Below are 23594 nucleotides of genomic sequence, written 5' to 3'. Positions count from 1 at the left end.
AATCGAAAACTATTATCGGTGCAAACTTGCCGCAATACCAAACGACAGCGTCGTTTTAACAGGATTGAAGGAGCAGGAAAAGTTGAGGCTTGGGCAACACGCGCACTGCCCAAACCCTCAGCACATCTATAACGGCGCTTACCGGACTGAATTCAAAACCGCTTTGGCATCCAGCAATCTGCTGCGTTTTTTCAAGCCCAGAACACCCAGCATGCCGCTAAGAAAAAACCAGGCCGCGGTGGGTAAGGCAGCTTTCAATTCAGCTGTTTTGCTTTCGTCTATCACTGGCTGGAAAACCGTGCCAAGCAGACTGAGTAAACCCATTTGCGAAACCATATCGCCAAGCCCTGCTATGTCCGACAAGGCTTGCTGAAATGTTACGACCGCACGGGTCTTGACCCGTGTAAACAATGTTAGCGCATAGTCCTGCAAGGGCTTATCCGCTAGTGGATTCAATGGCTGCTCCTGATAAGCGCTTGGCAAATCCGGCAAAATCGTTTGGAAGGATTCGAGCGGGTTTAACGTATTTTCGGTCGTAGCTGCTTGCGCAAACTGCATCCCCCAAAACGATAGACCAATAAAAAATAACGCGGAAAATAACGGCTTGTTTGTGTCCATATTAAAACCCCAGAATTAATCAATTAGTTAAGAGGTGAAACCCTATTCGCACAAACCGGACCGATTACGGCAAACAGCGGCTTATGGTATAGGCATCCATACACAGGAGAATAGCACTATGCGTGCCAATTGCAAGAGGCTGTTTTATATCAACATTTCCCATCCACCCATTAAACTTGTTGGTATAGAAGCCACAAAAAGCCAATTAAATGCTGCTAACACAACAACTTAGCGGCTAGCGACTTCATCAAAGTTGTAGGAGCCAATATCGCGAAATTTTCCGGCTTATTCTGTTCGAATCCAGTGGCCGGCAACACCGCCACCACCCAAGCTAAAGGCTAAGCTTCCATCGGCAAGCGGCGGTTTTCCTGTTGAAAGATAGCCATAAATTGTTAGAGTAGTAGGCAAGTGACTGAACACTAAGACTCGGGAGCATCATGTTACGCAAAATACTGATCGCCAATCGCGGCGAAATTGCTGTCCGGATCATTCGGGCCTGCGCGGAAATGGGCATTCGTTCAGCGGCTATTTATTCGGAAGCCGACCGCTTTGCCTTGCACGTCAAAAAAGCTGACGAATCGCATTACATCGGCAGCGAGCCTCTGGCCGGCTACTTAAACATCTACGGCTTGGTGGATTTAGCCTTGCGCACCGGCTGCGACGCCATTCATCCCGGCTACGGTTTCCTGTCAGAAAACGCCCAGTTCGCCAAAGCCTGCCAGGAACGCGGCTTGGTGTTTATCGGCCCCTCCGCCGAAGTGATCCAACGCATGGGCGACAAAACCGAAGCCCGCAGCGCGATGATAGCCGCCGGTCTGCCGGTGACGCCCGGCTCGGACGGCAATCTGGACAGCGTCGAACACGCCTTGCAGGTAGCCGAACAGATCGGTTATCCGATCATGCTGAAAGCCACTTCAGGTGGCGGCGGGCGCGGCATCCGGCGTTGCGACACCCCTAACGAACTGCGGCAAAATTATCAACGGGTGATTTCCGAAGCCACCAAGGCTTTCGGTAGCGCCGATGTGTTTTTGGAAAAATGCGTCGTCAACCCAATACACATCGAAGTGCAGGTGTTGGCCGACCATTTCGGCAACACCATCCACCTGTACGAGCGCGATTGTTCGGTACAACGCCGCAATCAGAAATTGATCGAAATCGCTCCTTCACCGCAACTGGATGAAGCGCAGCGCCAATATCTGGGCGGTTTGGCGGTGATGGCGGCCAAAGCCGTCGGCTATACCAACGCCGGCACCGTGGAGTTTCTGCTGGACGCCAACGGCCGCTTCTATTTCATGGAAATGAACACCCGGGTGCAAGTCGAGCACACCATCACCGAAACCATCACCGGTGTGGACATTGTCGAAGAACAAATTCGCGTTGCGGCCGGTTTACCGCTGCGTTTCAAACAAGAAGAGATTGTTCGTCGCGGCTATGCGATTCAATTTCGCGTCAACGCCGAAGACCCTAAAAACAATTTCCTGCCCAGCTTCGGCCACATTTCCCGTTACTACGCCCCCGGCGGTCCCGGCGTACGTACCGACACCGCTATTTATACCGGCTACGAAGTCCCGCCCTTTTATGACTCGATGCTGGCCAAAGTCATCGTCAGCGCGATGACCTGGGAAGACGCGATCAATCGCGGCGAGCGAGCCTTGAAAGATATGGGCTTGTTCGGCATCAAAACCACGATCCCCTATTACTTAAAAATTCTCGGTCATCCGGATTTTCGCCGCGGCCGCTTCAACACCGGCTTTGTCGAAGCCAATCCCGACCTGATCAATTATTCCAACAAGCCGCGACCGGAAATTCTGGCCAGCGTGCTGGCGGCAGTTGTCGCCTCTCATACTGGCCTGTAAACCCAAGGAAACCCCATGAGCAAAGTTTACGTAACCGACGTTATCCTCCGCGACGCCCACCAATCCCTCATCGCAACCCGCATGCGCACCGAAGACATGCTGCCGGCCTGCGCCATGCTGGACGATATCGGCTATTGGTCGTTGGAATGCTGGGGGGGCGCCACCTTCGACGCCTGTCTGCGTTTCTTGAAGGAAGACCCCTGGGAACGCCTGAGCAAGCTGAAAGCCGCGCTGCCCAATACCCGCTTGCAAATGCTGCTGCGCGGCCAAAACCTGCTCGGCTACCGACATTATTCCGACGATGTGGTGCGAAAGTTTGTAGAAACGGCCGCGCGCAACGGCATGGACGTGTTTCGTATCTTTGACGCACTGAATGACATCCGCAACTTGGAAACCGCTATCGAGGCCACCCGCAAGGCCGGCAAACATGCGCAAGGCACCATTTGTTACACCACCAGCCCGGTACATGACATCGCCAGTTTCATCAAATTGGGTAAAGGCCTGGCCGACTTGGGCTGCAATTCGATTGCCATCAAAGACATGGCCGGTCTGTTGACCCCTTACGTCGCCGGCGAATTGGTCAAAGCGCTGAAAGATGCCGTCGATTTGCCGCTGCACCTGCATTGCCACGCTACTGCCGGCTTGGCGGAAATGTGCCAGCTCAAGGCTATTGAAGCCGGCTGCGAACATGTCGATACCGCGCTGTCCTCCTGGGCCGGCGGCACCAGCCACCCGCCTACCGAATCATTGGTCACCGCCCTCCGCGGCACTGATTTCGACACCGGCCTGGATTTGGATAAACTGCAAGCCGTGAATCAATATTTCCTGGACGTTCGAAAAAAATACCACCGCTTCGAAAGCGAATTTACCGGCATCGACACCCGCGTCCACATCTTCCAAGTACCGGGCGGCATGATCTCCAACCTGGCCAACCAGTTAAAAGAGCGCAATGCTTTGGATCGCATGGCCGAGGTGTACAAAGAAATCCCCGAAGTCCGTAAAGACTTGGGCTACCCGCCGCTAGTCACCCCTACGTCGCAAATCGTCGGCACCCAGGCCGTGTTGAATGTGCTGACCGGCAAGCGTTACGACACCATCAGCAATGAAGTGAAGCGTTACCTGCACGGTGGCTACGGCAAAGCCCCGGCGCCGGTTAACGCCCAACTGCAAGCCAAGGCCGTCGGCAAGGAAGAAGTCATCGAGTGCCGTCCGGCCGATTTACTCAAACCGGAATTCGAGCATCTGCGCAACGAAATCGCCCACCTGGCGATGAATGACGAAGACGTGCTGAGCTTCGCAATGTTCCCGGAAATCGGTAAACAATTTTTGGAGCTGCGCTCCACCGACAGCTTGGTCGCAGAACCCCTGGAGTTGGACGAAGCACCTGCGTCCGCCGAAGTCAAAAAAGCCCCGACCGAATTCAACGTAGCGCTACACGGCGAGCAATATCACGTGAAAGTCACCGGTGCCGGGCCGAAAAATCAAAGCTTGCGGCATTTTTACTTCACCGTGGACGGCATGCCGGAAGAAATCGTCATCGAAACCCTGGACGAAATCGTGTTGGATGGCGGCGCCCAAGGCGCAGTACAGAGTGCTATCGCCAGCAAACGCCGCCGCCCCAGCGAGCCGGGCGATGTGGTGACCAGCATGCCCTGCAATATCATCGACGTATTGGTCAAAGAAGGTCAAAAAGTCAATGCCGGTCAATCTTTGCTGGTGACTGAAGCCATGAAAATGGAAACCGAGATCACGGCACCGATAGCCGGTATCGTCAAAGCCATTTATGTGGCAAAAGGTGATGCGGTTAACCCTAATGAGGTGCTGGTCGAAATTAATTAGGAGAAAAGACTAAAGGCGAAAGGTAAAATGGCGTGTTTGCCGTGAGGATGGCTTCCATATATTTATAGCTGCTTACTTTGGCAAATGAATTCGCCACTACAATTATGTCGGCTGCTCGTCTTTTTAGATTTTTATCTTTCGCCTGATTACTTTGAATCCTAAACCCGTCACCGAAGAATCCATCCGCCACGCCGTCGAGCTATTACGGCAGGGGCAATTGGTCGCCTTTCCGACCGAGACCGTTTACGGACTGGGCGCGGATGCCGCCAATCCCGATGCGGTTGCCAAAATATTTGCCGCGAAAGGCCGGCCGGCCGATCATCCCCTGATCGTGCATATCGCCAGCGCCGCGCAAATCAACGATTGGGCGGAAGCCGTGCCGGAGGCGGCATTAAGGTTGGCTGAACACTTCTGGCCCGGCCCGCTGACCATGATATTGAATAAAAAATCGACCGTACCGGCCGCCGTTACCGGCGGTCAGGATACGGTGGGTTTGCGGGTGCCGGCTAATCCGGTCGCGCTGCAATTATTGCAAGCCTTCGGCGGCGGCATCGCGGCGCCGTCGGCCAATCGCTTCGGCCATATCAGCCCGACGCAAGCCGAGCATGTCGCGGAGGAACTCGGCGACAGCGTGGGTTGCATCCTGGACGGCGGAGCTTGTTCGGTGGGCGTGGAATCGACCATTATCGATCTCAGCGACGGCATCCCCGCCATTCTCAGACCCGGCCGGATTACCCGCAGCCAACTGAAAGCCGTGCTGCATACCGACATTCGGCTGTCGTCGCAAACCAAGATTCGCGCGCCCGGCATGATGGCGGTACATTACGCACCCAATACCATGGCCTTGCTGTGCCCGGCCGACACCCTGATCGCAATGACCGACGATTTGTGCGCGCAAGGCAAACACATCGGCATCCTGGCCTTCAGCACGGAAATCGCCGAAATTCCCTGCCTGCACCTACTCAGATTACCGGCCGATGCCGAACTCTACGAACCGGCGTTGTACAGCTCCTTACGCGCGTTGGATAACCTGCAACTCGACACCATTCTGATCGAGCAGCCGCCCGACAACGAAGCCTGGGCAGCGGTCAACGACCGCCTGAATAAAGCCACGGTTTAAGATGACCGACGAGGAATGGCTGCGCCATGCCATCCGCCTGGCACAGCGCGCCGAAAGTCAAGGCGAAGTCCCGGTCGGCGCGGTGCTGGTTTATGAAGGCCGCTGCATCGCCGAAGGCTGGAATCAACCCATCCAGAGTAACGACCCCACCGCTCACGCCGAAATCATCGCGCTACGCAAGGCCGGCCAAGTCTTAAACAACTACCGACTGATTGACACCACTCTCTACGTCACCTTGGAACCCTGCGTGATGTGCATGGGCGCCATTGCCCACGCCCGCGTAAAACGTCTGGTATTCGGCGCTTATGATCCCAAACGCGGCGCGGTCTGCCATGCGCTGCAACTCAGCGATGCGGCGTTCTTAAATCATCGCGTGAAATGGACGGGGGGGATTCTGGAGGCGGATTGCGCGGAACTGCTCAGCGATTTTTTCAAAGCCAGACGCCAGCAGTCGAGAGGCCGATAATACATCCTACCCAAACAAATTATTCAATTGGCCTGTCTGCCAGCGTGTTGAATAGCTGCCTGCCGATTGCCTGGATCCGCTTGCAGTTATTGATGCGTAAAGTAACTTGATAACAACCCTCTTAACTCTTTTATGCCTTGGCGAGCAGGCTTTTTTATTGATTATGCCTGCCTAAACTGTCTTCAACTCTCAATTACACAGCCTGTTTACTTCATTTGCGTCGATTCTGAATGTCTATTCTCAGGCTCTTCGGCTACATTATCCAAATGCCGATGAAACATAAAACGCTGTAGCGTACCGGTATACGTCACACCCGAGTGGTAATCGTAAAGCTCCACTTCAGATTCTTCCTCGGTTTGCAATGGCGCTTTGAGCGTGGCATTTTCATGATGTTCTGCAATAGCGGCACCTGTTAATCCCATACTCAAAACGGCAAATATGGCGAGTTTTATCGTGTTTTTAACTCGTTTCATGATGATCACTCCTATCCAGTAGCAAACGATCCAGGCGTTTTCGAGACTTTGCGAATTGACGATAGTTCCTAAATCCACTGTTGATTAAAAACACACGAACCTGACTCGCTTGAAATTTGCTAAACGCGCTCCCATTTTGCCGACGTAGCGGCTCAGTGGAATTGAATATCCCGCGCTGCCGCCGTTTAAAACAGCATTAATCCGTTCGCACGATTCTGGGTAGGAACCAACAAACCGGAGGCCGACATGCAACATCCCAATCATCCCGATTCGCCCGATGTATTCATTAAACGTGTATTAGCCGCCGGAGCAGTCGCCGCAGCGCTGATAGTGCTTTGGCATTGGCAGCCGGGAGCACCGGCGACCGAATCCGCCCCGGTCAGAACCGTCGCCGCGCGCGACGACTTGGCAGCGGACGAAAAAAGCACCATCGAACTGTTCGAAAAATCGCGAGATTCGGTGGTTTACATCAGCACTGCCGCGCTAGTGCGCAATGTCTGGACCCGCGACGTATTTTCAGTACCGAAGGGTACCGGTTCCGGATTTATCTGGGACGAAGCCGGCCACGTGGTGACCAATTTCCACGTCATCGCCGGTGCCAATGAAGCCACGGTAAAACTGGCCGACGGCCGCGATTACAAGGCCACTCTGGTTGGCGCCAGCCAGGTGCATGATATTGCGGTGTTGAAAATCGGCGTCGGTTTCAAACGGCCGCCGCCGGTACCGGTCGGCACCAGCCGCGATCTGAAAGTCGGGCAGAAAGTGTTCGCTATCGGTAACCCATTTGGTTTGGACTGGACCTTGACCAGCGGCATCGTCTCCGCGCTGAACCGCTCGCTGGGCGGTCAGGAAGGTCCGGCCGTCGAACATTTAATCCAGACCGACGCCGCGATTAATCCCGGCAACTCCGGCGGCCCGCTCCTCGATTCCGCCGGCCGGTTGATCGGCATCAATACCGCAATCTACAGCCCGAGCGGCGCGTCGGCCGGCATCGGCTTCGCGGTGCCGGTGGATACGGTGATGCGGGTGGTGCCGGAATTGATTAAACAAGGCAAATACATCCGTCCGGCCTTGGGTATCGAAATAGACCAACAGATGAACGAGCAGTTAGCGGCTTTGACCGGCACAGCCGGCGTCGCAGTATTGCGGGTGCAACCCGGTTCGGCGGCGGAAAAAGCCGGCCTACAAGGCGTATCGATAACGGCCAACGGCATGGTGCCGGGCGACATCATCGTCGCCATTAACGGTAAGGACGTCGATACGCTCTCAAAACTGTTCGCCCGCCTGGACGACCAGAAGGTTGGCGATGTCGTGAAAATCCAGGTCGTCAATAACGGCAATAAGCGGGAAGTCGAAGTAACCTTACAGCCAGGAAATTGATTCTTCGGCATGGTGCCGATCTCGCCATTTCGGGATCGGCTGGTATGCTCGGTAAAGACATTCCTCAAGCAGACCAAGCCATGCCGACCGCCAAATCACCCAGGCTGAACCCTAACAAATTGTTGCTCAGCAAATGGACCGCCGTTACGCCGCAAAATAAGGAAAAGCACTTTATCGTCAGTAAATTGCTACTGCCGGACGAGCCGGACGCGCCGCTCGAAATGATCGAACTGGAGGCGGTGTTTAGCAAACGGGTGCAAATCATGCCCTGGCGGGATTTGCGTAATACCGAGAACTGGCGCCAGGGTTGGCACTGAGCGATGAGCTATAATCTGGTCTGGTTCAAGCGCGATCTGCGGGTACACGACCATGCACCGCTGCTTTACGCCAGCCGCAACGCGCCGGTGCTGTGTTTGTTCATCATCGAACCCAGCTTGTGGGCGGCCGACGACGTTGCCACGCACCACTACCAATTTTTACGCGATAGCCTGCTTGATTTGGAACTTGCCTTGCGCAAACGCGGCGGCGGCTTGCGTATCGAAGTGGGCGAAGCAGTGGCGGTTTTGCAGCGGCTTTGGCAGGAAGCGCCCTTCCTGGCGTTGTATTCGCACCAGGAAACCGGCAACTGGCTGAGCTTTCAGCGCGACTTGGCGGTGCAAGGCTGGTGCCGGGAACACGGCTTGCTTTGGCACGAATTTGCTCAGTTCGGTGTGGTGCGGCGCTTGCAAAATCGAGACTTGTGGAAAGCGCATTGGGAAGCGCTGATGGCGGAACCCTGCCTGGAACCTCCCGTTTGCGATTGGATAGCCGTCCCCGAACCTTTCACCTGGCCCGAGCCCAAATCCCTGGGCTTACTTCAGCCCGACCAACCGCTGCGACAATTGGGTGGCCGCCGCCAAGGTATCGAAACCTTGCGCGACTTTCTGTTCGAGCGTTGCGGTGCTTACCGAGGTGGCATCTCTTCGCCCTTATCCGCACCGACGGCCTGTTCGCGGCTTTCTGCTTATCTGGCCTTCGGCTGTTTGAGTTTGCGGGAGGTCGTGCAAGCCACCCGCCGCCAGTTGGCTGCTTTACCGCGCGGCGATGCCCGTCGAGCCGGTTTGACGGCCTTCGTCAGCCGCTTGTACTGGCATTGCCACTTCATGCAAAAGCTGGAGAGCGAACCGGAACTGGAGTTTACCAATCTGCATCGCGGCTATGACGGCTTGCGCGAAGCGGACTGGAATCCGGCGCATTTTCAGGCCTTAAGCGCAGGCCAAACGGGTTGGCCGCTGGTCGATGCCTGTGTGGCGATGTTGCAGCAAACCGGCTGGCTGAATTTCCGGATGCGGGCGATGCTGGTATCGGTCGCCAGTTATCCTTTGTGGCTGCATTGGCAACCGGTTGGCGCTTGGCTGGCCCAACAATTTCTGGATTACGAACCCGGCATCCACTGGAGCCAGATGCAAATGCAGGCCGGCACCACCGGCATTAACACCACGCGAGTTTACAATCCGATCAAACAGGCCCGCGACCACGATCCGCACGGCCATTTTGTCAGACATTGGCTGCCGGCCTTACGCCGCGTGCCCAAGGAATGGCTGTTCGAACCCTGGCGCATGCCGATAAAACTGCAACAACAATGCGGCGTGAGGATCGGTGTGGATATTGCCCAACCGCTGGTCGATCTGGAATCAGCTACCCGGCAGGCCAAAACCCGTGTTTACGAAGTACGTGGCCGCGCCGACGTGAAAGCCGCCAAGGCGGCAATTGTCGAGAAACACGGCTCGCGAAAGCGGCCAACCCGCAGCCGCACAGCCAAAGCAGCGGCCGGGGACTGGGTACAAACCCAGCTGGATTTTTAATGCAACAAAAAGCCTTGCTGCCTGCCAAGCTCTGTGCCGTCTGCGGTCGACCCTTCGTGTGGCGTAAAAAATGGGCCCGAGACTGGGAGGCGGTGAAATATTGCTCAGAGCGTTGCCGCCGGCAACGCGGCACGACCAAGATCGCATGACCACCTTGCGGCTCATTCTGGGCGACCAATTAAATCCGCTGCACAGCTGGTTTGCGCAAACCGATGACGAAACAGTTTATACGCTGATGGAAATCCGCCAGGAAACCGATTACGTCTTGCACCATGCACAAAAAATCATCGGTATTTTCGCGGCAATGCGCGATTTTGCTCAGCATTTGTCGGTCCAAGGCCATCGCGTGCATTACCTGTCTATTGACGATAGCGGCAACCGCCAATCGCTGACCGCCAATTTGGATGCGTTGATTACACAGTATCGGGTTCAGCATTTTGAATACCAGCTCCCCGACGAATGGCGTTTGGATCGGCAATTGTGCAGCTATTGCCAACAGTTGCCCATCAGCAGCCGAGCCTGCGACAGCGAGCATTTCTATAGCCAGCGGGAGGAAGCGGCAGAGTTGTTTGGCTCTCGGCCGCATTGGCTGATGGAAATGTTCTATCGGCGCATGCGGGTTAGACATGGCGTGTTGCTGGAAGACAACCAACGCCCAATAGGCGGGCAATGGAATTTCGACCACGACAACCGCAAGACTTGGCCCGGTGCACCCGCCGCGCCTGTTGATACTCGACCGCGCCACAATCATGCCGCGCTTTGGAAGGACATCCTCGCGGCTGGCGTGAATAGTTTCGGCGTAGCCGACACCGAGGATTTCCGCTGGCCGCTGAATCGCAACGAAGCCTTGCAGCAACTCGAAGCCTTTATCGCCGAAGGCTTGCCAAGGTTCGGCGATTTTCAGGATGCGATGAGCCGGCGCAGTTGGCGGCTGTTTCATTCGCTGCTGTCGTTTGCGCTGAACACCAAAATGCTCAATCCGCGTGAAGTGGTCGAACGCGCCGAACAGGCTTATCGCCAAGGCCATGCGCCGCTGGCAGCGGCGGAAGGCTTCATCCGGCAGATTCTCGGTTGGCGCGAGTACGTGCGCGGCGTGTATTGGGCAAAGATGCCGGACTACGCCGCGCACAATTATTTCGGCCATGCCCGACCTTTACCCGCCTGGTTCTGGACCGGCGAAACCAGGATGAATTGCCTAGCGGCTGCTATCGGCCAATCGCTGCAATATGCTTATGCCCACCATATCCAGCGGCTGATGGTGATCGGCAATTTCGCCCTGCTGGCCAGCCTAGCACCGGAAGCCGTGCATCGTTGGTATCTGGGCGTGTATATCGACGCCTTTGAATGGGTGGAATTGCCCAATACGCTGGGCATGAGCCAATTTGCCGACGGCGGCCTGCTGGCCACCAAACCCTATGTTTCCAGCGCCGCTTACATCAACGGGATGAGCGATTATTGCAAGGGTTGCCACTACGACAAAAAAGCCCGCAGCGGTGAGCGAGCCTGTCCATTCAATGCGCTGTACTGGGATTTTTTTATCCGCCATCGCGATAAGCTGAGCCGCAATCCGCGCCTGAGTATGGTCTATCGCAATCTAGACCGGTTTGCGGCTGCTGAGCTTGAGGCGATCACTCAGCGTGCGGAAACGGTTTTAGAGGATTTGCCGGGGCTTTGAAACGACTATTAAGCCGGCTCTTATTGTCACTGGCGCTTCGATCTGGGATAAATCGGACCAGCCGTTTTTTGAAACCATAGCGGATACTTTGAATAATGAGTGTAATCAGTAAACCAGCCAATCCTCAGGGCAAGGGAAGCGTCGCTGTACTGGACAGTTTGCAGCAAGCCAAAAAGCAGCTGATTGCCCCCGCCAAAAACATTCAGCAAATCAGCAGCGATTTATTTACCTCTCTGTTTGTTCTCAATAGCCAAATTCGGTTTAAACCAACCACGGGGCAAGCGTATTGGCTGTATTTTAAGGATGAACAATACCGCCTATCGTTGATTGCCCCGGAACAATGGCTGTCAAGCCAGTCCGGCCGATTCATAGGCACTTGCGAATTACAGTCGGATTTAACCTGGACTTTGGCCCTATCCGAGGCTTGCGCCAACGACGGTGCGTTTATCCAAGAGATTGCGGATCAGCGCCTGCAACTTGAACAGACACTGCAACAGGCCGAAAAAATCGACGATGTATTGCCGGTCTATCTGGAAACCCTGCCTTACTATTCCCGAGTACTTGCCGCGACGCTGGCCTATTCGCTGAAGCAATCCATGCAAAAATCGGGTATTTTGGGTTTGAATTTTCGGCAAGCGGAAAAGTTACTGATAAACCGTATCGATTAAATAATCTTGCAGACGATTCGATCCAAAGTCGTTGATTTTGAGGCGTTAAAGTCGGTAGTCGAGCCATTGCCGTGAGTGGGTTATAAGTTCGAATGTCGGTTTTGGTAATGTTTTCGATCATTGATGATGTCAAAAATAAAATGTAGGGTGGGCACTGCTTTTCTGCCCACCTTTTGAACACAATAACTTTAAATCCGCGTGGGCACAAAAAGCGTGTGCCCACCCTACTAGGCTGTCCGAAGACGTGGGTCTGGCGCTCGGCGCACAAGCCGGCGAAGCGCGCTGGACCGGCATCTTCCACGAAGCCGGTTTCAATAGCCTGCGCCGGGCAGTAGAAACGCCGTTCAACCTGATTTTGGAGGCCAAGGTGTAGCAAGTTGCCCGATAAGATGAGTCGATGCTATCGACTTAGCGGATCTATCGTGGTCAACCCTGTCCGGCCACGCAACTGCGTAACCGGTCGCGCGCTGCCAATCCCTGTTGCCATTCAAGATGAATCACCGATTTGCCGTCGATAGCAATATCGAAGGATTGCTGGTCCGCCATGTTATCCAACAGAGCCTGTATCGTCGGTACCGCCAGCGCGATAGCGCCGACTTTGCCGTTTGGTGAGGCATAGTTGAAAGCGGTTACCGTTTGCGGCTGGCCGTCCGCTTGATCCAGCGTCACTTTGATGGTGCCGGCCGCTTGGGGGCTGGGAATATCCGGTCCCCAAAAAGTCATCAGAGCGCCTTTGTAGTCACCATCCGGGCCCGACAGTACCAGCGCACCCTTCAGATTGGTATATAGCGCGCTACAACCTTCGCCAGGACGCGGCGGCCGACCATTTTGCTGATATTGCCACATGCCACTACCCATGGCTTTAAGTTCTGGGTCTTTGTTGAGCGCGGTATGTAAGCGGTCATAGCTCATGGACATTACTTCCAGCACCGAACTCATCGCCCCGATACGCATTTGCAGCGGATCGGCGCGCGGCTCCGGTGCTGCGGCATCTTCGGCGGATTCGTAGACGTTATTGATATTCTCTTCGCAGACCGGCATCGCCGCGACACCATGCGAGCCGCCCGTGATGCCCAGTTGCACTTCACCGGGCCCCGGCCCGTTGGGACAGATATAAGACGCCTGTGCGCCGGCCGGCAACCCGGCCATCAGCACCCAAACCAAAGACCAACCGGCAACTATCTTCTGGACGGCCATCTTGCGAATAAGAGTTTTTAGGGGCATGCATACTCCATAAGTTATGAGAAGAAATACGTCTCTCCCGCGCAAGCGGGAATCCGGCCACAGGGAATTTGAGGGCAGGGTTACTAGGCCTCGCCGCTCATCGGCAACGGGCCTAGATTTAGTTCGGCCACCGCCTGAAACACATAAGCCAATAGCGGCTGGTCGATAAACGTGCCAAAGAACAGATAAGGTTCGGCCTGGTTGGCGGCGCGAATTTTGGCGTGGGTTTCCGGGTTATCGCCGGCGTAGGCGCGGAACAATTCCAGCCAGGTTCGGGCCAGCTGCTGCATGCGCGGATCGCTTGGCGGCGTACCGTCTTCCCTATGTTGGCGTATCGCGGCGACCAGCGGCGGCCACTCGTCGGCGCGCTTGCCGTAGTTTTCGCGCATAAAGCTGAATTCATCGGCGGCTAGGTATTTCTCGTAGATCGTCAATTTGGTCTCGATGAACGCGCTTTGAATGTAAGCAACGAGTTCCGGGGTCACGCCGGTTTTGGCTTGCATCGTCGGTTCGCCGACCATCATGGCGTTGAGTTTGACGAGTAGCCGAGGATCGCCTTGGGTGTCGCGTTCCAGCATGCTGATCCATTGCCTTGCCAATTCCTGGGCCTCGGCACTCTCGGGCGCGACCCCGGCCTGCATCGCTTCGTGCACCGTTTGAACCAGTGCCGCCCATTCGCCGGCGGTGGAGTTTTCGTCTATATCCAGTAGCGGCAAGCGCTTCAGGTCATTGGCGGAAAAATATTTATCGTACATGGTCATCATCTCCAAAGTGGTTAGCCAATCGGCAAGCTCCGGTTCTTCTCCGCGCATCAATTGCAGTTGCAGGCCGGACAGGCGATCACGCAAGGCCTTACTTTGCGCGATCTGCTGGTCCAAGGCTTCAATCTGCCGCTCGACGATAGTCGCTAAATTCAGTCCGGAGTTTGCCAAAATGTCTCCGATGTCGGCCAGCGACAAACCAAACCGCCGTAAGGCTTGAATTTGATGCAATCTGGAAATGTCCGCCCGGTTATACAGCCGGTAGCCGCTATCGGAACGCGCGGAAGGCTTAAGCAAACCGATGCTGTCATAGTGGTGCAAAGTACGGACCGTCAGTCCGCAGCGTTTGGCAAGATCGCCCACTTTAAGCAACATGGATTAGCTCCTTCGTTATGCGTGCCGCCAGCATAGAGGATGACGTTGCGTCAGGGTCAAGCACCATGGTTAAGATAAATAGATTGGAACTGGGTTATTAAACTGTTGATGGCCGCGTCCTGGGCCTCAAGCCATCACATCCAGTTTCGGCGGCAAGGCCATGCCGTCGAGACGTTTAACGTTGCTCAACACTTTTTCCAGAAAAGCGGTGTCTTCGTGACGGCTTTTCTGAAATTCGATCTGCGCTTCGATCTGGCCCAAATAATCCACCTTCACGTCGCCGGCATCCCCTGCGCCGGAGGAGTTGATGGTGGCGGTGGGAATATAAGGCACGACATCCAGCAAACCGTCCACGCCGGATTTGATCAAGGCGTTGATTTCATTGAGCGAGACCCGGCGCATATCGACGGTCCGCGGCGCTTGGCTTTGATCGGCTACCTCGGCGGCTTTAGCGATTGCCGGCGACGGCAAAGTTTTTCCGCTGACTGCGCGGCTAGCGGCAAGGTTGGGTACTATGTTCGAAATATTCATCGCAAACTCCTGGTTTTAGGGTGTGTGTCCATCGCATACAGCAAAATAAACGCCATTTGTTGAGGCTAGGGATTGTCGAATTGGCGTCTTTTACGAGTAGTTATTGTCGGCCGCCGGCAATAGCCGGCTCAGCAGGGCATGTAACGCCACAGGGTCCAAAGGCTTGTGCAGCACCAAGTAACCTTCCTGCTCGGCTTGCGCCAAAGCCGGGGAATTGAATTCGCCGCTGACCATCGCCCCGGCTGCGTCCGGACAGCGTTCCAGCAAGGCTTGCAGCAACTCGAAACCGCTTTCGCCGGAGCGCAGGCGCTGGTCGCAAAAGATGGCCTGCGGTTCGAAGCCGGCATCGAGCAAGGCCAATGCATCGTTGGCGGAGGCGGCGCAAGCCGTTTCCACGCCCCACGAATTCAATAAGGCTTGCCAGGCGTTGCGCACTTGGGGTTCGTCGTCGATCACCAGGCAGCGGCCGCTCAGCGTTGCGGCTTGCTCGAGCGGTGCGACGGCTTGGTCAGCCGCCATAGTCCACCGCTCGTGGCTGGGAGCGGCGGCCGGCAATCGCAACCAGAAGCGTGAACCGCGGCCTTCCCGCGAACTCAAGCCCTGGCTGGCGCCCATCAAATCGGCGCAACGCGCTACCACCGCCAAACCCAAACCGTGCCCGGCGTTGTCGATGCGCCAGGCATGTTCGGGACGGAAGAATGGCGAGTAAATCCGCTGTTGGTCATCTTCGGCGATGCCGACCCCGGTATCCCAGACCTCGAATTGCCAGCAAGCACTGCGCCGCCGCACCGCCATCAATACCCCGCCGCTTTGGGTATAGCGCAAGGCATTTTGCATCAGGTTGATCATGGACTGGCGCAACAACATGGCATCGGCGGTGACTAAGGCCCGGCCGCCGCTCAACCGCACTCTAAGATCGATTTGCCGTGAGCGGGCTTCTTCACGAAACAACGTAGCGACATCGTTCATCAGCGGGTCCAGCGCCACGGTTTGCAGATTGACCGGCTGGGCGCCCAGCTCGATCCTGGACAAGTCCAGCAACGAATTGAACATCTGCGTAATCGATTGCACGCTTTGTTGCAGATCTTGCAATGCAGGCTGCAAACTCGGTTCCTGATTGCGGCGAGAAATCGATTCTATTAAAAAGCCCATGGCATGCACCGGCTGGCGCAAGTCGTGGCTGGCCGTGGTCAGGAACTGGTTTTTGGCGCGTAAGGCGGCTTCGGCTTCCTCCTTGGCGCGCCGATAATTCTCGGCCAACTTGGCGCTATCTTCTTCCAGTTTTATTTGCTGCAGGAAAAAGCCATGGGCAATCGAGGAGTGCCGGTGTATCGATAAGACGTAACTGACGCACAGAGGCATGATTAAATGCCAATGCTCGGGAAACGCCCATGGGGTCAACAGTGTGCAACCGCCCCAAGCGGCACCGAAAAACCGCTGAAACGCACTGAATACCGGTGATTGGTGGGTGGCGTTAGCCGCCATGATTGCCGCCAAACTCATGTAAAGCAGCAAGGTATATTCGAACGGGACCCGACCGGCGATGATAAGCACCAGCGCCGCCAAGCCGAGCCCATGCGCCAAGGCCATGCGCAGAATGACGGGTAGCCAATGGGCGACTGCCGCATGTGGATCAAGGCTGGCCCTGTCACGCAAGTATTGCCGCTGTTGCAGGCGCACGGCAAGCACGACCAGAAAATACGACACCGTCCACGCCAGCAATCCCAAGACGTCTTGATCGAGTTGATGCTTCCAATACACGAAGGGCAAGCCTACAAACGGGATAATGGTGATACCGTACACCAGCCGGTTATGCGTCATGTCCAGCAATCGAGCTTGGCCGGCCGGGCTGATGTCGGCAAAGCGCAGCGGCTTGCTGTCCGTTGAATCGGCCAGTGTGGCTTGCATCAGGAGCCTTCCAGCTTTTTGCCGCGCAGCATGGTAATCACCTCGATCCGGTTGCGGGCCCCCAGCCGCTCCAGAATACCGGTGACGTGTTCTTTGACGGTTTGTTCGGACAGCGACAGGTTCAAGGCGATGCGTTTGTTGGGCAAGCCTTTCAACATCATCGCCAGCACCTGGCCTTGGCGGGCGGTCAAACCCAGCTCGGCAGCAGTGACCGGCAGTTCCTTGAGCGGCTGATTGCTGCCTGTCACGGCAAATGGACCGCTGTGAAACCAAGTGTCACCCCGTAGCAACGCGGCCACGGCACGGCCGAAAATCTCCGGCGCTTCCTGCTTGTGCAGAAAGCCGTCGGCGCCGGCCTCGCGTGCCTTATCCGACACGGCCGAATTGTCGTCCGCGCTGATTGCCAGCAAACGTGTCGCCGGGTACTGGCGTTTCATTTGCACTAACAACGGCAGCGACGCACCTTCCGGCAGCCAAAAATCCACCACGGCCAACGACGGCGGCTGCGCGGCATCGAGAATCGCCCAAAACTCGGCGATGCTGGATACCGGCCGAGCCTGGCCAAAGCCGCAATGCGATAGCAAAAAATCGGCGATACCGCTCGCCGACAGCGGATGGTCGTCGATAACCAACGCGCTAGCCAAATTTGTCACGCTCAACTCTCCCTAATGGTCGATAGCCTGGTTCGGCATTTTGCGTCGAACCAGGCTATCGCTAAAACATGCAAAATAATTACATCTTAACAAACCGCCGATGCGCCCCAATACCCTACTACGGTAGGGTTACGCCGCCGCACTGCGCTTCCGATAATGCTGCCCAGGCTCGTCGCCGTTCATCAGGGTTCCGGGCTTTTTCATCCCTGCAAAACGGCTGTTTGGAGAACGCTTTTTGATCTCACTGATTTATTAATCAATAAAAGCAGCCCATGACGAAGATACGGCAAATGGCGAATTTTATAAGGCATTCGATGCCGTTACATCAACCTTAGATTTATCAATTAAAAAGAGGCGACGCTATGAAAACGTACTTTCCATTGTTACTGGTTATGGTTGTTTTAACCCTTGGTGGGCGTGCTTTACGTTTGTGCGGCAATGACAAGGCGAATCCATGAAAAATGTTATGACAATGATTGCCACGTCCATGCTCTGTTCATGCGGTTTTATGACGCCAGCCAAGCAGTATGCGGGCGACACGCTTAGCGCTGACGAGATTGCGGTAATCCAAAGTGTTGTGGGCACCCCTTTTGCCGATGCCTATCACGCGACTATCATCGGCTATACGAAGATCGAAGCCAACGGCGCGGGCGAACAAAAGGAATTTGGCTGGCCGGGTTTTACGGACTACCCCAGCGAGATTCATGTCTTGCCTGGAGAGTACGACATTCAAGTCTATTGCTTTAAAGGATTTTCGAGTCATAGACCCAAGAAAACCCTGGTTTTACAAGCAGGCCAAACCTATTTGCTCAAATGCGATGTCCGAAGCGATCAGGCGTTTATCGGGGTGAGCTCGCGAGCCAACTAGCCAGTTAGGGCGGTTGGATTTTACCCGCCATGGTTAACTCGATCTATTGTTCTTGCCCAGTCGAAACCCATCCTCCGAGACCAACGCGCCGTTTAGCAACACGTTACAAGAATGGCAATAGCTGATGTCAATGATCAAATCGGCGCCACGCAGATTTGCCTTATGCCTGATCGTCTCTCTGTCGATACATCTTGGGATAGTGTTGACGTTGACCGATATAGACCGGCCGAGAAAATCGGCGGACCGTTTGACAGCGCTATCGGTGGAATTCAAGATCCTACGCTTAACGGAACAAGGCAGGCAAAATCAGTTGCCGCTAAGCCCGCCGCCCAGGTTGGCTGGAGGCAGATCAAGGACGCCACCAAAGCCGGCGCCGATTTTGCCGGATCATGGCGACTCTTCGGCGCGGCAAACGAACAACACCGCGCCGCGGAGCGACAAGTCAACGGATCCCGTACATCCGGAGCCTGCCAAACTTGACCTATCCAAGGTACTGGACGATATGCGCCAAGTCGCCCGAGAATCGGCCGAACTTGCAGGGGGGAATAAGTTTGATCGCCGTAAATTGGCGGTTGCCCCGGAAAATCTCAGGGCGCCGGATAGCGGGCCCGTACAAGAATCGGAAACCTATACGCTTCCCAACGGTTACCAGCGCCGATGCGTCGTCAACGCGGATGGCGTAAAGCAATGTATGAGTAAAGAGGCGGATGATGGAAGTATTTGGAACGCTAAGATTTATTTACCGGACTCGCTGCCAGCCGACGCTAAATCCATCGAATTCGCTCGACGTCTACAGCAGGCTGTCGGCAAACATTAGCGCAGCCGGTAATCGGCTTTGAAAATATTTTCGTGGTTCAATTGAGAGCCGCTTGATTCCGCTAGGCCAAATGTCGGTTGCATCGCTTGCTTTATCGACCGCCTGACGCGGGACTTTTTTCCGCTTGGTAGCTTTACGAAAAAAGCCTGGCTAGAATCAAGGTCGTGTAACGTTTAATACCACTTGCGCCTTTTATTCGGTTACCTTGCGATTGCAATGGGGTCAATCTAGAGGCGGGCCAATTGCACAGCACTCGCTAACGTCAACCAGCCGAACAACACGCTTTCGGCAATGCGTTGAATCAGGCCCCTGTAGTCCGCCAGAAAAGGGATGGCCAGCAACACCAGAACCGTCAGTACCAGCACGCCGGAAATTTTCAAAGGGATGGCGATGCGGGAGCCGGGAATACGCCCAGACAGCAGCAAGCCATAACCGCCTCCCAGATATTCAAGCGCACCGAACAGGTTATGAATTTGCTGACGCCAGGAACCCATCAGCGGAGAGCCGGGATCGCACGGGAATAGCGCGCAAAAGACATAAGCCGTTCCCACCCAGGAAAACGCCAGTAAGCCCCGGCGTAGCGTGCGGTTCTGCTTGAGCATGCGGTACTGGCAAGCCAGTGCCAGCCATTGCATCAAGCCCACCGGCAGGAAAAGGCCGTAATTGATTGGGTCCGCCAATGGCGTTCCGAAAGCAGCCAATTCGCTAATGGTCTGGCGCATGGCGTCGTAGTTGGGGAGCGTTTGGGCGTAGTGCCAGTTACCCCAAGCCAACAGACCCGAGGAAGCCAGCCCCAGCCATCCGGCAAGACTACTACTAGGCAATTGCATTTTTCTTGGTTATCCCTGTTAGCGGATTGGATGGCAATAGCCGGCTCAGCACGGCGTACAAGGCCTCCGGGTCCAAGGGCTTATGCAGTATCAGGTAACCTTCCTGCTCGGCTTGCGCCAGGGCCGGCGAATTGAATTCGCCGCTGATCATTGCCCCGGCGGCGTCCGGGCAGCGTTCCAGCAAGGCTTGCAACAACTCGAAGCCGCTTTCGCCGGCGCGCAGGCGCTGGTCGCAAAAAATGGCCTGCGGTTCGAAGCCGGCATCGAGCAGGGCCAAGGCGTCGTTGGCGGACGCGGCGCAAGCCGTTTCCACGCCCCACGAGTTCAACAAGGCTTGCCAGGCGTTACGCACTTGCGGCTCGTCGTCGATCACCAGGCAACGGCCGCTCAGCATTTCGCCACGGCCGACCGGCGCAAAATCCCGGTCGCGCGCCACCGCGCGCCGCTCCTCGATCCGCGCGGACGGCAGCCGCAGCCAAAACCGCGAGCCCCTGCCTTCCTGCGAACTCAAACCCAGGCTGGCGCCCATCAAATCGGCGCAACGCGCCACCACCGCCAAGCCCAAGCCGTGACCGGCGTTGTCGATGCGCCAGGCATGCTCGGGACGAAAGAATGGCGAGTAAATCCGCTGTTGGTCATCTTCCGCGATGCCGACGCCGGTATCCCATACATCAAACTGCCAGCTGTCGTTCCGCCGCCTCGCAGCCATCAACACGCCGCCGCTTTGGGTATAGCGCAAGGCATTTTGCATCAGGTTGATCATCGACTGGCGCAGCAATAGCGGGTCGGCGCGCACCAAGGCTTTACCGGCGCTGGCGCGCACGCGCAGCTCGATTTGGCGGACGCGGGCTTCTTCCCTGAACAGCGTCGCGACGTCGTTCATCAACGGGTCCAAGGCCACGGTTTGTAGATTGACCGGCTGGGCGCCCAGCTCGATCCTGGACAAATCCAACAGCGAGTTGAACATCTGCGTCACCGACTGCACGCTTTGCCGCAAATCCTGTAAGGCTGGGCCCAACAGTAAATCCCGGTTGCGGCGGGAAATGGATTCGATCAAAAAGCCCATGGCATGCACCGGCTGGCGCAAGTCATGGCTGGCGGTGGTCAGAAATTGGTTTTTGGCACGCAATGCGGCTTCGGCTAGATCCTTGGCGGCGCGGTAGCCTTCTTCCAGGAATATCTGTTGCAAAAAAAACCGGTGCACGAGCACCGCGTGTTTGTAAATCGACAGAATGTAGAGCGCAGTCAGCGGCATCACGTAGGGCCAATGAGCGGGAAATACCCACGGCATAAGCAATGTCGAGACGCCCCAACTGGCAGCGAAGAAACGTTGGAAAGCACTCAGGATAGGCGACTGGTGGGTGGCGTTGCCCGCCACTATCGACGCGCAGGTGACCAGAAACAGCATCGCAAACTCAAAGGGATAGTCGCCGCTGCACATAATCATCACCGGTACCGACAGGCTGAATCCGTAAAGCAGCGCCAGCGCATGCACCTGGCGCAGCCAATCGTGCATTGCCCGTTCGGCGTCCAATTGTGCGCAGTCGCGCCGATAGCGGCGGAACAACAGACGGACGGCCAGCGCCACCAATGTAAACACACCTGCCCAAGCCCAAAAGGCGCGAGCGTCCCGGTCGATTTGATGCAGCCAGACAATAAACGGTGCGGCGACCACGGGGATCAAGCCAAAACCGAAGGCGATACGCCCGAAACTCAAGTCCAGTAGGCGTAGTTGACCGTTTGGACTGATGTCCGAGAAGCAAACCGCCCCGTCTTGGCGGGGACTAGAAAAAAGTTTTTCCATTTTGCTCTTCCGATTCTGTTGCCGCCCAGCCTTGGCGCGGTTAGTCAGGTTTTCGTGTCCGGATACTCCTTCGTTAACATGCGGTTTTATAACCTTCCGCTAGCCATCGGTGCTGCGGCAAAGGAGCACGGAGCGTCGCCTTGAGCTCCGTGTCGAGTATTACTTCAGCATTTGCCCGCCGCCTGCAGCAAAGCGTTGCAACTTGCCTTGTTGGTTTTGCCTACGTCGCTCGATCCTTTGGTGAAATCGGTGCACATGGCGTCCGCTCCGCTTGCCATGCCCCAGGTCGCGAATTTACCAAACCCCGACGGCTCTAAAATCTCACATTTAAAGGTCGCGCCATCGTCAGTTTTAACGGTGTACTGCATGCCGTTATAACCGGCGGGGGCTTCGGTTGCCTGTGAATGGGTGATTTTGAAGTTGCCCATTTCACGGCCAATGGCCATTGATATTTTGCCTTCCGCTTTGTTGCTTCCCTGGGCGGGAGGGTTGCTTGCCGTTGTGGCACAGCCGGAAAGGATCAAGAAGAAAGTTACCGTTACAATTTTTTGCAGCATTTTGATTCTCCAGCGCTCCGATTGATAGAAGCGCTGGGCACAGGAGCGAAAAATATGCCTAACGCAGGTAAGCAAAGGCGCTTTGGTGGCTTCCAGAGGCCAAAGCGCTCAAGATTAACGCGGTGTTATGGGTTGTTTTTTTGCAGGCGCAGCCAATTGTCGCGTATTCAGAACCCCAGCAACCTTGCTACATCCGGGTAACGAGCTGCTTGTCCAAGTTGCAGCTAAGCGTTAGCTCCACAACCTCCATGCGCTTTCAGAATCGAGCCCGCAGGCGCAGCGAAACGAAACCGAGTAAAGCAGAACCAAACAACCAGATGGCGCCGGGTATGGGCACAGCAGCAATCGGATTTAATAGAAAGGCCCGTTGCACGCCGTTCGCGGTGATCCCCACCCCAACGATTTGTCCGCTATTGTTGACATCGTAAGCCGTCATCAGCGTCCAACCGATATTGGCTGCAATCAGTGTGTTCAAGTCTGTCATGACGCCATTGAGTGTAACGAACGCACGTTTGGATCCACCAAAATTATCACCGAAATATCCCACGGCTTGTCCGGCATTATTGATACCCAATGCCTCGCTGCTATAGCCGGACAACCCTATATCAACCATGTGGTCATCAAGCGTTGTAATGAAAGCGTGCTTTTCATTGTTGGTGACATGGGATGTGCCGGCCACCTGGCCGAGGTCGTTGATGGCATAACCTCTGCTGACACCCCAGGCAAAAGCGCCCAGATCCACCATTTGGCCATTACGGGTAATAAAAGCGTGACCTCCATTAGGCGTTTGACTCTCGCCAGTGACCTGACCACTATTGTTGATCGCATTCCCCGCACTCCATTGGCCACCATTCAAAGTTCCCAGATCAGTCAAGCTGCCGTTACCGGCAATAGTGGCTCGTTGGTTGCCCTCGGCATTCCATGCACTGCCGACTATTTGCCCGGCGTCATTGATGCCGTAGGCCACACTGGAATAAGGACTGCCGCTGAAACCACCGATTATTTGGGTGACACCATTACTGTACACAATCCCGCGCCCGGCAGAATTGCCCACCACCACACCGCTTGAATTGATCCCGGTAGGGTTTGCATATCTGGGTACGGACAGCCAACTCACACTATTGTTTTTGTAAACAAAGCTTTCACCATCCCCCGTAAAACCCAGAACATGCCCGGCATCGCTGATAGCGCGCGCCCCCGAATTGACTAACGGGCTCTCCGGCATGAGATCCACCAAGGTATACAAAACACTGGCGTGTGCCGGTAATACCGGCAGCATTAAGCCCAGGGCAAGGCATTTCAGACTGCGTTTCATTGTAAATTCCTC

Annotated in this window: 24 protein-coding genes; 13 read left to right on the top strand and 11 right to left on the bottom strand. The window is 55.6% G+C overall.

Annotated elements, in window-relative coordinates:
• Nucleotides 1-138: 138 nt before the first annotated feature.
• Nucleotides 139-618, bottom strand: a complete 480-nt coding sequence (locus ACMXD4_RS02175) for a hypothetical protein (protein ID WP_171696761.1) — start codon at nucleotides 616-618, stop codon at nucleotides 139-141.
• 437 nt (nucleotides 619-1055) lie between these two features.
• Here ACMXD4_RS02175 and ACMXD4_RS02170 point away from each other — a divergent pair, with 437 nt between their 5' ends.
• From ACMXD4_RS02170 to tadA, 4 genes are all read left to right on the top strand, one after another.
• A complete protein-coding gene (locus ACMXD4_RS02170; protein ID WP_033158539.1) occupies nucleotides 1056-2474 on the top strand; it encodes an acetyl-CoA carboxylase biotin carboxylase subunit in 1419 nt (472 codons plus the stop codon).
• Nucleotides 2475-2489: 15 nt separating this feature from the next.
• Nucleotides 2490-4313, top strand: coding sequence for a sodium-extruding oxaloacetate decarboxylase subunit alpha (gene oadA, locus ACMXD4_RS02165; RefSeq protein ID WP_171696762.1), 1824 nt, complete (start codon nucleotides 2490-2492; stop codon nucleotides 4311-4313).
• Between the two features lie 151 nt (nucleotides 4314-4464).
• Entirely contained in the window at nucleotides 4465-5433 is a 969-nt protein-coding gene (locus tag ACMXD4_RS02160) for an L-threonylcarbamoyladenylate synthase (RefSeq protein ID WP_171696763.1), read from the top strand.
• A gap of 1 nt (nucleotide 5434) precedes the next feature.
• On the top strand, nucleotides 5435-5899 hold the full coding sequence (tadA, locus tag ACMXD4_RS02155; protein ID WP_415879718.1) for a tRNA adenosine(34) deaminase TadA: 465 nt from the start codon (nucleotides 5435-5437) through the stop codon (nucleotides 5897-5899).
• 206 nt (nucleotides 5900-6105) lie between these two features.
• Here tadA and ACMXD4_RS02150 read toward each other — a convergent pair whose 3' ends face one another.
• Nucleotides 6106-6372, bottom strand: a complete 267-nt coding sequence (locus ACMXD4_RS02150) for a hypothetical protein (protein WP_415879717.1) — start codon at nucleotides 6370-6372, stop codon at nucleotides 6106-6108.
• A gap of 246 nt (nucleotides 6373-6618) precedes the next feature.
• Between ACMXD4_RS02150 and ACMXD4_RS02145 the strand changes: the two genes are divergently transcribed.
• From ACMXD4_RS02145 to ACMXD4_RS02115, 7 genes are all read left to right on the top strand, one after another.
• Nucleotides 6619-7752 carry a S1C family serine protease gene (locus ACMXD4_RS02145; protein ID WP_415879716.1) on the top strand — a complete coding sequence of 378 codons (1134 nt, stop codon included), beginning with the start codon at nucleotides 6619-6621 and terminating at the stop codon, nucleotides 7750-7752.
• A gap of 44 nt (nucleotides 7753-7796) precedes the next feature.
• Nucleotides 7797-8069, top strand: coding sequence for a TIGR02450 family Trp-rich protein (locus tag ACMXD4_RS02140; protein WP_415879715.1), 273 nt, complete (start codon nucleotides 7797-7799; stop codon nucleotides 8067-8069).
• 3 nt (nucleotides 8070-8072) lie between these two features.
• Entirely contained in the window at nucleotides 8073-9596 is a 1524-nt protein-coding gene (locus ACMXD4_RS02135; protein ID WP_415879714.1) for an FAD-binding domain-containing protein, read from the top strand.
• Entirely contained in the window at nucleotides 9569-9745 is a 177-nt protein-coding gene (locus ACMXD4_RS02130; protein ID WP_415880811.1) for a DUF2256 domain-containing protein, read from the top strand. Before ACMXD4_RS02135 ends, ACMXD4_RS02130 begins: the two co-directional genes overlap by 28 nt.
• On the top strand, nucleotides 9667-11271 hold the full coding sequence (locus ACMXD4_RS02125; RefSeq protein WP_415879713.1) for a cryptochrome/photolyase family protein: 1605 nt from the start codon (nucleotides 9667-9669) through the stop codon (nucleotides 11269-11271). The genes ACMXD4_RS02130 and ACMXD4_RS02125 overlap by 79 nt, the downstream gene beginning before the upstream one ends.
• 95 nt (nucleotides 11272-11366) lie before the next feature.
• On the top strand, nucleotides 11367-11939 hold the full coding sequence (locus ACMXD4_RS02120; RefSeq protein ID WP_415879712.1) for a DUF2452 domain-containing protein: 573 nt from the start codon (nucleotides 11367-11369) through the stop codon (nucleotides 11937-11939).
• 244 nt (nucleotides 11940-12183) lie between these two features.
• Entirely contained in the window at nucleotides 12184-12312 is a 129-nt protein-coding gene (locus tag ACMXD4_RS02115; protein WP_415879711.1) for a hypothetical protein, read from the top strand.
• A 53-nt stretch (nucleotides 12313-12365) separates the two neighbouring features.
• Here the strand turns inward: ACMXD4_RS02115 and ACMXD4_RS02110 are convergent, their stop codons facing one another.
• From ACMXD4_RS02110 to ACMXD4_RS02090, 5 genes are all read right to left on the bottom strand, one after another.
• The gene (locus ACMXD4_RS02110) at nucleotides 12366-13163 is read right to left on the bottom strand and encodes a hypothetical protein (protein WP_415879710.1); all 798 of its coding nucleotides are present in this window, start codon (nucleotides 13161-13163) and stop codon (nucleotides 12366-12368) included.
• Nucleotides 13164-13246: 83 nt separating this feature from the next.
• Nucleotides 13247-14299, bottom strand: a complete 1053-nt coding sequence (locus ACMXD4_RS02105) for a MerR family transcriptional regulator (RefSeq protein ID WP_415879709.1) — start codon at nucleotides 14297-14299, stop codon at nucleotides 13247-13249.
• Between the two features lie 126 nt (nucleotides 14300-14425).
• A complete protein-coding gene (locus ACMXD4_RS02100) occupies nucleotides 14426-14830 on the bottom strand; it encodes a hypothetical protein (protein WP_415879708.1) in 405 nt (134 codons plus the stop codon).
• Between the two features lie 90 nt (nucleotides 14831-14920).
• Complete coding sequence (locus tag ACMXD4_RS02095; RefSeq protein ID WP_415879707.1) at nucleotides 14921-16738, bottom strand: ATP-binding protein; 1818 nt, start codon at nucleotides 16736-16738, stop codon at nucleotides 14921-14923.
• Entirely contained in the window at nucleotides 16738-17391 is a 654-nt protein-coding gene (locus ACMXD4_RS02090) for a response regulator transcription factor (protein ID WP_101051504.1), read from the bottom strand. The genes ACMXD4_RS02095 and ACMXD4_RS02090 overlap by 1 nt, the downstream gene beginning before the upstream one ends.
• Nucleotides 17392-17845: 454 nt before the next feature.
• Here ACMXD4_RS02090 and ACMXD4_RS02085 point away from each other — a divergent pair, with 454 nt between their 5' ends.
• Together ACMXD4_RS02085 and ACMXD4_RS02080 are read left to right on the top strand one after the other, a co-directional pair.
• The gene (locus ACMXD4_RS02085) at nucleotides 17846-18259 is read left to right on the top strand and encodes a hypothetical protein (protein ID WP_033158525.1); all 414 of its coding nucleotides are present in this window, start codon (nucleotides 17846-17848) and stop codon (nucleotides 18257-18259) included.
• Between the two features lie 124 nt (nucleotides 18260-18383).
• Nucleotides 18384-19076 (top strand): hypothetical protein, encoded by a 693-nt coding sequence (locus ACMXD4_RS02080; protein WP_415879706.1) that lies wholly within the window; start codon nucleotides 18384-18386, stop codon nucleotides 19074-19076.
• A gap of 227 nt (nucleotides 19077-19303) precedes the next feature.
• Here the strand turns inward: ACMXD4_RS02080 and ACMXD4_RS02075 are convergent, their stop codons facing one another.
• From ACMXD4_RS02075 to ACMXD4_RS02060, 4 genes are all read right to left on the bottom strand, one after another.
• Nucleotides 19304-19906, bottom strand: coding sequence for a DUF998 domain-containing protein (locus tag ACMXD4_RS02075; RefSeq protein ID WP_101051464.1), 603 nt, complete (start codon nucleotides 19904-19906; stop codon nucleotides 19304-19306).
• The gene (locus ACMXD4_RS02070) at nucleotides 19893-21710 is read right to left on the bottom strand and encodes an ATP-binding protein (RefSeq protein ID WP_415879705.1); all 1818 of its coding nucleotides are present in this window, start codon (nucleotides 21708-21710) and stop codon (nucleotides 19893-19895) included. The genes ACMXD4_RS02075 and ACMXD4_RS02070 overlap by 14 nt, the downstream gene beginning before the upstream one ends.
• Nucleotides 21711-21874: 164 nt before the next feature.
• Nucleotides 21875-22267, bottom strand: coding sequence for a hypothetical protein (locus tag ACMXD4_RS02065; RefSeq protein ID WP_415879704.1), 393 nt, complete (start codon nucleotides 22265-22267; stop codon nucleotides 21875-21877).
• A 256-nt stretch (nucleotides 22268-22523) separates the two neighbouring features.
• Nucleotides 22524-23582 (bottom strand): hypothetical protein, encoded by a 1059-nt coding sequence (locus ACMXD4_RS02060; RefSeq protein ID WP_415879703.1) that lies wholly within the window; start codon nucleotides 23580-23582, stop codon nucleotides 22524-22526.
• Nucleotides 23583-23594: the final 12 nt, after the last annotated feature.

The sequence above is a fragment of the Methylomonas sp. TEB genome (genome assembly GCF_047777895.1).
Lineage (GTDB): Bacteria > Pseudomonadota > Gammaproteobacteria > Methylococcales > Methylomonadaceae > Methylomonas.
The sequence above is the reverse complement of the archived record's forward strand: the minus strand, read 5'-3'. Positions and strand labels throughout refer to the sequence as shown.

Excerpts from the sequence above, each read along its gene's own strand:
- ACMXD4_RS02175 (WP_171696761.1), bottom strand. The coding sequence starts at position 618 with ATGGACACAAACAAGCCGTTATTTTCCGCGTTATTTTTTATTGGTCTA.
- ACMXD4_RS02170 (WP_033158539.1), top strand. The coding sequence starts at position 1,056 with ATGTTACGCAAAATACTGATCGCCAATCGCGGCGAAATTGCTGTCCGG.
- oadA (WP_171696762.1), top strand. The coding sequence starts at position 2,490 with ATGAGCAAAGTTTACGTAACCGACGTTATCCTCCGCGACGCCCACCAA.
- tadA (WP_415879718.1), top strand. The coding sequence starts at position 5,435 with ATGACCGACGAGGAATGGCTGCGCCATGCCATCCGCCTGGCACAGCGC.
- ACMXD4_RS02150 (WP_415879717.1), bottom strand. The coding sequence starts at position 6,372 with ATGAAACGAGTTAAAAACACGATAAAACTCGCCATATTTGCCGTTTTG.
- ACMXD4_RS02145 (WP_415879716.1), top strand. The coding sequence starts at position 6,619 with ATGCAACATCCCAATCATCCCGATTCGCCCGATGTATTCATTAAACGT.
- ACMXD4_RS02140 (WP_415879715.1), top strand. The coding sequence starts at position 7,797 with ATGCTCGGTAAAGACATTCCTCAAGCAGACCAAGCCATGCCGACCGCC.
- ACMXD4_RS02135 (WP_415879714.1), top strand. The coding sequence starts at position 8,073 with ATGAGCTATAATCTGGTCTGGTTCAAGCGCGATCTGCGGGTACACGAC.
- ACMXD4_RS02125 (WP_415879713.1), top strand. The coding sequence starts at position 9,667 with ATGGGCCCGAGACTGGGAGGCGGTGAAATATTGCTCAGAGCGTTGCCG.
- ACMXD4_RS02120 (WP_415879712.1), top strand. The coding sequence starts at position 11,367 with ATGAGTGTAATCAGTAAACCAGCCAATCCTCAGGGCAAGGGAAGCGTC.
- ACMXD4_RS02110 (WP_415879710.1), bottom strand. The coding sequence starts at position 13,163 with ATGCCCCTAAAAACTCTTATTCGCAAGATGGCCGTCCAGAAGATAGTT.
- ACMXD4_RS02105 (WP_415879709.1), bottom strand. The coding sequence starts at position 14,299 with ATGTTGCTTAAAGTGGGCGATCTTGCCAAACGCTGCGGACTGACGGTC.
- ACMXD4_RS02100 (WP_415879708.1), bottom strand. The coding sequence starts at position 14,830 with ATGAATATTTCGAACATAGTACCCAACCTTGCCGCTAGCCGCGCAGTC.
- ACMXD4_RS02095 (WP_415879707.1), bottom strand. The coding sequence starts at position 16,738 with ATGCAAGCCACACTGGCCGATTCAACGGACAGCAAGCCGCTGCGCTTT.
- ACMXD4_RS02085 (WP_033158525.1), top strand. The coding sequence starts at position 17,846 with ATGAAAAATGTTATGACAATGATTGCCACGTCCATGCTCTGTTCATGC.
- ACMXD4_RS02080 (WP_415879706.1), top strand. The coding sequence starts at position 18,384 with ATGTCAATGATCAAATCGGCGCCACGCAGATTTGCCTTATGCCTGATC.
- ACMXD4_RS02075 (WP_101051464.1), bottom strand. The coding sequence starts at position 19,906 with ATGCAATTGCCTAGTAGTAGTCTTGCCGGATGGCTGGGGCTGGCTTCC.
- ACMXD4_RS02070 (WP_415879705.1), bottom strand. The coding sequence starts at position 21,710 with ATGGAAAAACTTTTTTCTAGTCCCCGCCAAGACGGGGCGGTTTGCTTC.
- ACMXD4_RS02065 (WP_415879704.1), bottom strand. The coding sequence starts at position 22,267 with ATGCTGCAAAAAATTGTAACGGTAACTTTCTTCTTGATCCTTTCCGGC.
- ACMXD4_RS02060 (WP_415879703.1), bottom strand. The coding sequence starts at position 23,582 with ATGAAACGCAGTCTGAAATGCCTTGCCCTGGGCTTAATGCTGCCGGTA.